Below are 8101 nucleotides of genomic sequence, written 5' to 3'. Positions count from 1 at the left end.
CGCGGTACTGCGACGGGGCCAGGATGTCCTCGTCCAGTTCGCCGTAGAAGAAGTCACGCGGGATATCCACCAGCACCGGGCCGCGTTCGGCGTAGGCGATGCGGAAGGCGGTGCGCAGGATGTCGGCGGCGCGCTTGGGATGCGGCACGCGAAGTGACGCTTTCGTGATCGGCTTGAACATGTTCCAGGTGTCACATTCCTGAAAGCCGTCCCAACCCACCGAAATGCTGCCCGCACTGGGCGAAATGAGCACCATGGGTGTGTGGGCCATGTTGGCCGTGGCCACCGCCGTGGCGTAGTTGGTGATGCCGGGGCCGTTCTGGCCGATGCAAACACCTGCCCTGCCAGTCATTCTGGTAAAGGCGTCCTCCATGTGGCCCGCCGTCTGTTCGTGACGCACCGAAATGAAATCGATGCCCGCCGCCGGAAACAGGTCCAGCAAATCCATGAAAGCGGAGCCGAGAATGCCGCTGACATGGGTGACGCCTTCCTGCACCAGCACTTCCGCCATTGCTTCACTGGGGGTCATCTTGGGCATGTCGAAGCCTCCTCAAGGGGGGTCGTACCGCGCTGTCTTTCCAGACAAAGCGCGGTGTTGATGTTCTTTCACGGCAGGTTCCCGCCCGTCGTAAAAAACGCTTGACAAAAAAATAGCAAAGTCCCATCGCTATGTCTAGACAAAGCGAAAAAAGAAGGCGCCCAGCCTTCGGGAATTTTCGCCCCACGCCTTGGAGGACCGCCCGGAACCTTGCCCATTCATTGACCATATCGTTTCATTCCCGCCCGGAGGTTGCTCCCCGCGGTCCGCAAGTACAGGTGCCATCGTTTTTTCCTGACAACCCCAAGGAGCAGGACATGAGCCCCAGTCAGAAGCATGACCCAGCGGCATACGCGGCGGCCGACCTGGCCCACGTATGGCATCACCTCGTCCAGCATCAGGCCCTCGCCGGAAAAGGCCCCATGATCGTGGTCGAAGGCGAAGGACTTATGCTGCGGGACATCAACGGCAAGGAATACCTGGACGCCACCTCTGGCGGCGTATGGTGCGTGAACGTGGGCTACGGGCGCGAACGCATCGCCCGCGCCGTGTACGAACAGATGAAGGCCATGCCCTACTACGCGGCCACCGCAGGCAACATCCCGTACATCGAATTTGCGCAGAAGCTGCTTGCCCACATGCCGGGTCTGACCCGCGCCTACCTTTCCAACAGCGGGTCCGAGGCCAACGAAAAGGCGTACAAGATGGTGCGCTCGCTGGCGCATCTTTCCGGCAATACCGCCAAAAAGAAGATCCTGTTCCGCGCCCGCGACTACCACGGCACCACGCTGGGGGCCCTCAGTTCCACCGGCCAGGCGGAACGCAAGGAATGGTTCGGCCCGCTGGTGCCCGGCTTCGTGGAATTCCCCCACGCCTGCTGCTACCGCTGCGCGTTCAACAAGACCTACCCCGGCTGCGACATCGACTGTGCCAGGGCGGTGGAGCGGATCATCGAGCAGGAAGGGCCGGAAACCGTTGGCGGCCTCATCGTCGAGCCCATCACGGCGGGCGGCGGGGTCATTCCGCCGGTGGCCGAGTACTACACCGTGCTTGCCGACATCTGCCGCCGCCACGGCGTGCTGCTGATCATGGACGAAGTGGTCTGCGGCATGGGCCGCACCGGCACCATGTTCGGCTACCAGCACTACGGGGTCACCCCGGACATCGTGACCATGGCCAAGGGCGTGGCCAGCGCCTACATGCCCATCTCGGTCACCGCCACCACCGAAGACGTGTTCAAGGCCTTCCTGAACGACCCGACCGACAAGATGGCCTACTTCCGCGACATCAGTACCTACGGCGGGTGCGCCGCCGGGTGCAGCGCCGCCCTGGAGAACATGGCCATCATCGAGGAGGAAAAGCTGCTCGATAACGTCAGGGCCATGGGCGACTACCTGCTGGCGGGCCTGAAGGAACTGGGCGATCTGCCCTATGTGGGCGACGTGCGCGGCAAGGGCCTGCTGTGCGGCATCGAACTGGTGCAGGACAAGGCGGGCAAGAAGCCCATGGCCGAAGGCAAGGTCATTCAGGTGGTGGGCGAAATGGCGGCCAATGGCGTGCTGGTGGGCCGCACCAACCGAAGCCTGCCGGGCTTCAACAACATCATCAACATCGCCCCGGCCTACGTGGTCACCAGGGACAACATCGACGTCATCCTCCGCACCCTGCGTGCGGCCCTCGTCAAGGTGCTCGGCTGATACTCCAACCGTGAAAGGAGCATCCCATGCAGGTCGGCATTCTTAAAGAGATCAAAGTGCTGGAGAACCGCGTGGCCATGACGCCAGCGGGCGTGGTGGCCATGCGGTCGCACGGGCATTCGGTGCTGGTGCAGACCGGTGCGGGCGAAGGCGCGGGCTTTGGCGATGACGAATACGTGGCAGCAGGCGCGGTCATATCCGATGCGCGGACCATCTTTGCCGAATGCGGCATGGTCATGCACGTCAAGGAGCCGCAGCCCTCGGAATACGGCATGCTGCGCAAGGACCAGATACTGTTCACCTACCTGCACCTGGCCGCCGACGAGGAGCAGACCCACGCCCTGGTGGCCGCGCGCAACGTGAACATCGCCTACGAAACCATCCAGAAGGCGGACGGCTCGCTGCCGCTGCTTACCCCCATGTCCGAGGTGGCGGGCCGCATGGCCATTCAGCAGGCCGCCAAGTACCTGGAAATACCCACCGGAGGCATGGGCAAGCTGATGGGCGGCGTGCCCGGCGTGGAACCCGCCGTGGTGGTGGTCATCGGCGGGGGCACCGTGGGCATCAATGCGGCCAAGATGGCCTGCGGCCTGGGCGCCACCGTGTACCTGCTGGACAAGAACCTGGACCGGCTGCGCTACCTCAGCGACGTGATGCCCCCCAACTGCATCACCATGATGTCCGGCCCCTACGCCATCCGCAAGTTGCTGCCGCAGGCGGACGTGGTCATCGGCGCAGTGCTGGTGCCCGGCGCCAAGGCGCCTCACCTGGTCACCCGCGAAGACCTGAAACTGATGCGCAAGGGCTCCATCCTGGTGGACGTGGCCATCGACCAGGGCGGCTGCTTCGAAACCTCTCGCCCCACCACCCATGCCGACCCGGTGTATGTGGTGGACGGCGTGAGCCACTACTGCGTGGCCAACATACCCGGCGCGGTGGCCATGACCTCTACCGCCGCGCTGACCAACGCCACCCTGCCCTACGCCCTGACCATCGCGGACCTGGGGTGGAAGGAAGCCTGCCGCCAGCACGCGGACATCCGCAAGGGGCTGAACGTGGTGGACGGCAAGATAACCTACCCGGCCGTTGCCGAAGCCTTCGGGCTGCCGCACGCGCCGGTCGAAGAGGTGTTGTAGTCGGGGCAGTCCGGGCATGGCCGGTCCCCGCGCGGGGGCTGGTCAGGTACGCCCGCCCCCCGGAAGCATGACGACGACGCGGAATCCGCCGCCCCTGTCAACGCGGCAGCCCGTTTCCTGCGCGCCCGCCCCCCCCTTCTTCCCCGGGGCCGGGCAGCAGGAGGCGGCCACCCCGCCGATGGAGCGTACCCGTGCAAGACGCCGCCAGACCACGAACCAAGATCGAAGTATGCAATCTCACCAAGCGGTTCGGTGAACTGCTGGTTCTCGACGACATATCCTTCTCGGTGGCCGAGGGCGAGTTCGTGGCCATCGTCGGCCCCACGGGCTGCGGCAAGACCACCTTCCTCAACACCCTGTCCTGCCTGCTGCCTGCATCGAGCGGGCAGATACTCATCGACGGCACCCCCGCCAATCCCAAGCGCCACAACATCTCCTACGTCTTCCAGGAACCCACCTGCCTGCCCTGGCGCACCGTGCGCGAAAACGTGGCCTACGGCATGGAGGTCAAGGGGCGCCCCCGGAAGGAGATCGACGAGCGGCTCGACCACATCCTGGACATGGTGGGGCTGACCCAGTGCGCGAGCCTGTACCCCAACCAGATATCCGCCAGCATGCAGCAGCGCATCGCGGTTTCGCGCGCGTTCGCCGTGGACCCCGACCTGCTGCTGATGGACGAGCCGTATGGCCAGCTGGACGTGAAGCTGCGGTTCTACCTGGAAGACGAACTGGTCAGCCTGTGGCGCAAGCTGCAAAGCACGGTGCTGTTCATCACCCACAACATCGAGGAAGCGGTCTACGTTTCCGAGCGCATTCTGGTGCTGTCCAACAAGCCTACCCGCATCAAGGCGGAGGTGAAGGTGGACCTGCCCCGCCCGCGCGACTTCATGGACCCGGAATTCGTGCGCATCCGCGAGCACGTCACGGATCTCATCAGATGGTGGTAACCCCGCAAGGGGACACTCAATGGCAAGAACATACGCCCAGACAGTCTACCGTAACCTGCTTCAAGGAGGTCTGACCATGCTCCAGATGAAACGTTGGGTTGGATTTGCGGCTGCCGTGATGGCTCTTCTTGCCATGGCGGTGACGGCCCTTGCCGCCGAGGTGAAGCCCCTGAACACCACCTGGCAGGCAGAGCACGAAACCTTCGTGCCCTGGTATGCCAAGCAGCAAGGCTGGGACAAGGCCGCCGGTTTCGATTTCAAGATGCACATGTTCGATTCGGGCATGGCCCAGATCGAGGCCCTGCCCGCCAAACAGTGGGTTGTGGGCGGCACGGGCGGCGTGCCCATGATGTTCGGCGCGCTGCGCCAGAACGCCTACCTCATCGCCATCGCCAACGACGAATCGGTGACCAACGCGGTGTTGGTGCGCCCGGACAGCCCCATCCTGAAGACCAAGGGCTTCAATCCCAAGCATCCCGATGTGTTCGGCACGCCTGAAAGCGTCAAGGGCAAGACCATCCTGGCCACCACCATATCGTCCGGCCACTACGCCATGAGCCTGTGGCTGAAGGCCCTGGGCCTGACCGACAAGGACGTGACCATCAAGAACATGGACCCCGCCCAGTGCGTGGCCGCGTTCGAAAAGGGCATCGGCGACGCCGTGGTCCTGTGGGCGCCGCAGATGTACAACGGCCTCAAGAAGGGCTGGAAGGTTGCCTCCGACGTCAAGACGGCGGGCGGCTTCGTGCCCATCGTGCTCATCGGCGACAAGGAATACTGCGACAAGAACCCTGAAGAAGTGGCGCGCTTCCTCAAGGTGTACTTCCAGGGCATCGACGCGCTGCGTTCCGAAGGCGTGAAGCTGGCCCCCGAATACGCCCGCTTCCTCAAGTGGGCCGGGCTGAACATGAGCGAAGAAGAAGCAAAGATGGACCTGGAACTGCACCCGGTGTTCACCTTGCAGGAACAGCTGAAGATGTTCGACGCCTCCGCCGGTGAAAGCCAGGTGCAGGCATGGCAGAAGGACCTGGTGAAGTTCTTTACCGAACTCGGCAAGCTGAAGCCCGCCGAAGGCGAAAAGCTGCTGACCGGCTACTACATCACCGACAAGTTCCTGAAGCTGGTGCCCACCGTGAAGTAACCGTTTCCGTACGGCGCCCGTCCGCGCGGGGCGGGCGCCCCTTTTCCACCCGCCGACACCGGAGGCCCGCATGACCGCATATCGCGAGGTTGTCGTAAGAACGCCGCTGGCGCTGAAGCTGCTGCCCATCCTCAGCGTGGCCACGTTCTTCATCGCATGGGAAATCGTCGTGCGCACCGGGGTCGTGCCGGACACCATGCTGGCCGCGCCCACCACCGTGACGCAACTGCTGTTCGACAAGTTCACCAACATGGACCCCGACGGCGCCCTGCTGCACCAACACGCCTGGGTCAGCATCCAGGAGGCCTTCGGCGGCTATTTCCTGGCCCTGGCCGTGGGCCTGCCGCTGGGCCTTGCCATGGGCTGGTTCAACGTGGCCGAAGGGCTTGCCCGGCCCATCTTCGAGATCATCCGGCCCATTCCCCCCGTGGCGTGGATACCCCTGACCATCTTCTGGTTCGGCATCGGGCTGCCCGGCAAGATATTCATCATCTGGCTGGGGGGGCTGGTTCCATGCGTCATCAACGCCTACGTGGGGGTCAAGATGACCAACCCCACGCTCATCCAGATGGCCCGCACCTACGGGGCCAGCGACTGGCAGATTTTCAAGCAGCTGTGCATCCCCTCGGCCCTGCCCATGGTCTTTGGCGCGTTGCAGATCGCGCTGGCCTGCTGCTGGACCAACCTGGTGGCGGCAGAGCTGCTGGCCGCCGACGCGGGCCTGGGGTTCATGATCACCATGGGCAGGCGGCTGGCCATGCCCGAAATGGTGGTGCTGGGCATGTTCATGGTGGGGCTGACCGGCGCCTTCATCGGCGTGATCATCGACAGGGTGGAAAAGCGGCTGCTGGCCGGGATCAGGAGGTAGACCATGTCGCAGGAAGCCACGTGCAACGCCGCAAGCTCCTCCATCGCCAACGAGACCGTGGGACAGGTGGTGGACCGCGGCCCGCTGAACCTCGGTCGCATCCTTACCAACCGCTGGTTCCTGCACACCGTGTCCATCGTGGCCTTCTTTTCACTGTGGGACTTGCTGGCACGCTCCGACGTGCTGGGCGGGGGCAGCAGCGCCCTGGCCCGCCCGCACGAGGTGCTGGAACAACTGGTGGTACTGACCCGCGAGGAACTGGCGGAACTGACCCTGTGGGGTCACGTGTGGGCCAGCACCCAGCGCGTGGTGGTGGGCTTTTCCATCGCCGCCGCCATAGCCGTGCCGCTGGGGCTGTTCATGGCACTGAACCGCTACGTCAACGCCGTCGTCAAGCCCTTGTTCGACCTGCTGAAGCCCATGCCGCCCATTTCATGGATATCCATTTCCATCCTGTGGTTCGGCATCGGCGAGACGTCCAAGGTGTTCATCATCGTGCTGGGCACCTTCGTGCCCTGTCTGCTCAACGCCTACAACGGCGTGCGCCTTGTGGAACCGGAACTGTACGACGTGGTGCGCATGCTGGGCGGCAAGCGCCGCGACGAAATACTGCACGTCTGTTTTCCCGCCTCGTTCCCGGCCATATTCGCGGGGTTGCAGATATCGCTCAGCATCGCCTGGACCTGCGTGCTGGCGGCGGAACTGGTCAGCGCCCGTTCGGGCCTCGGGTACATCATCGTGCAGGGCATGAACCTGTCGCAACCGGCCATGGTCATCGGCGGCATGGCGGTCATCGCGGCGGCGGCGTGGGGCACCACGCTGCTGGTCACCGCGCTGGAACGCAAACTGTGCCCGTGGAAGCGCAAGATCGCCGGGCTGTAGCCCGTCCCTGTCCGTCCGGTTCACTCGGACAGCCCCTGCCCTACTTCCGCAGCCCGCAGCAACCGCACATCCGCAAGGAAGGGACGACGCCGTGATCGAATGCCGCAACGTGAGCAAGACCTTCATCCAGAAGGGCACACAGGAAGTGCCAGTGCTAGAGGACGTAAGCCTCGACGTGCAGGCCAACGAATTCGTGGTCATCCTGGGCCCCGGCCAGAGCGGCAAGAGCACGCTGCTGCGCATCATCGCCGGGCTGGAAACACCCACCACCGGCACCGTTACCCTGGATGGCGAACCCGTGACCGGGCCAGGGGCCGACCGGGGGCTGGTGTTCCAGGGGTACATGCTCTTTCCGTGGAAGACGGTGCTCGGCAACGTGGAAATGGGACCGAAACTGTGCGGCCTGCCCAGTGACGAAGCCCGCGACATCGCCATGCACTATATCGACCTTGTGGGGCTGAACGGTTTTGAAAAGCACTACCCGCACCAGCTTTCCGGCGGCATGAAGCAACGCGTAGGCATTGCCCGCGCCTACGCCAACAAGCCCAGGGTGATGCTGCTGGATGAACCCTTCGGCCAGTTGGACGCCCAGACGCGCATCTTCATGGAGCAGGAAACCGAACGCATCTGGCAGACCGACAAGCGCACCGTCCTCTTCGTGACCAACAACACCGACGAGGCGCTGTTTCTGGCCGACCGGATCGTCACCATCGAAGGCAAGCTGCCCGGTCGGGTGCAGCGCACCTACACAGTGGACCTGCCCCGCCCGCGTGACCTGACGGGCAAGCACTTTCTGGAGATGCGCCGCGAGATCATAGACGCCTCGGTGCTCACCCTGTAGCCCGCGCGACGGCGGGCTGCCGCACCGAACGGCCAAGGGCCGGTCCCACCA

The 8101-nt window shown here is 64.1% G+C and carries 8 protein-coding genes; 7 read left to right on the top strand and 1 reads right to left on the bottom strand.

What is annotated here, in order from left to right:
- On the bottom strand, positions 1–538 hold a 538-nt coding region (locus ABWO17_RS10355; protein WP_353118212.1), incomplete at its 3' end, for a thiamine pyrophosphate-binding protein.
- Between the two features lie 317 nt (positions 539–855).
- On the opposite strand from ABWO17_RS10355, the gene ABWO17_RS10350 reads away from it, so the two are divergent.
- The 7 genes from ABWO17_RS10350 to ABWO17_RS10320 all read left to right on the top strand — a co-directional run bounded on the left by ABWO17_RS10350 (position 856) and on the right by ABWO17_RS10320 (position 8050).
- Positions 856–2235, top strand: coding sequence for an aminotransferase family protein (locus ABWO17_RS10350; RefSeq protein WP_353118210.1), 1380 nt, complete (start codon positions 856–858; stop codon positions 2233–2235).
- Between the two features lie 26 nt (positions 2236–2261).
- Positions 2262–3371 (top strand): alanine dehydrogenase, encoded by a 1110-nt coding sequence (gene ald / locus ABWO17_RS10345; protein ID WP_353118208.1) that lies wholly within the window; start codon positions 2262–2264, stop codon positions 3369–3371.
- Positions 3372–3562: 191 nt separating this feature from the next.
- Positions 3563–4318 carry an ABC transporter ATP-binding protein gene (locus ABWO17_RS10340; RefSeq protein WP_353118206.1) on the top strand — a complete coding sequence of 252 codons (756 nt, stop codon included), beginning with the start codon at positions 3563–3565 and terminating at the stop codon, positions 4316–4318.
- A 76-nt stretch (positions 4319–4394) separates the two neighbouring features.
- Entirely contained in the window at positions 4395–5459 is a 1065-nt protein-coding gene (locus tag ABWO17_RS10335; protein WP_309542004.1) for an ABC transporter substrate-binding protein, read from the top strand.
- Positions 5460–5529: 70 nt separating this feature from the next.
- A complete protein-coding gene (locus ABWO17_RS10330) occupies positions 5530–6327 on the top strand; it encodes an ABC transporter permease (protein WP_353118204.1) in 798 nt (265 codons plus the stop codon).
- Positions 6328–6330: 3 nt separating this feature from the next.
- A complete protein-coding gene (locus ABWO17_RS10325; protein WP_353118202.1) occupies positions 6331–7209 on the top strand; it encodes an ABC transporter permease in 879 nt (292 codons plus the stop codon).
- Between the two features lie 91 nt (positions 7210–7300).
- Positions 7301–8050 carry an ABC transporter ATP-binding protein gene (locus ABWO17_RS10320; protein ID WP_353118200.1) on the top strand — a complete coding sequence of 250 codons (750 nt, stop codon included), beginning with the start codon at positions 7301–7303 and terminating at the stop codon, positions 8048–8050.
- The last annotated feature ends 51 nt before the right edge of the window (positions 8051–8101 follow it).

It is taken from the genome of Nitratidesulfovibrio sp. (genome assembly GCF_040373385.1).
Classification (GTDB): Bacteria; Desulfobacterota; Desulfovibrionia; order Desulfovibrionales; family Desulfovibrionaceae; genus Cupidesulfovibrio.
The sequence above is the reverse complement of the archived record's forward strand: the minus strand, read 5'-3'. Positions and strand labels throughout refer to the sequence as shown.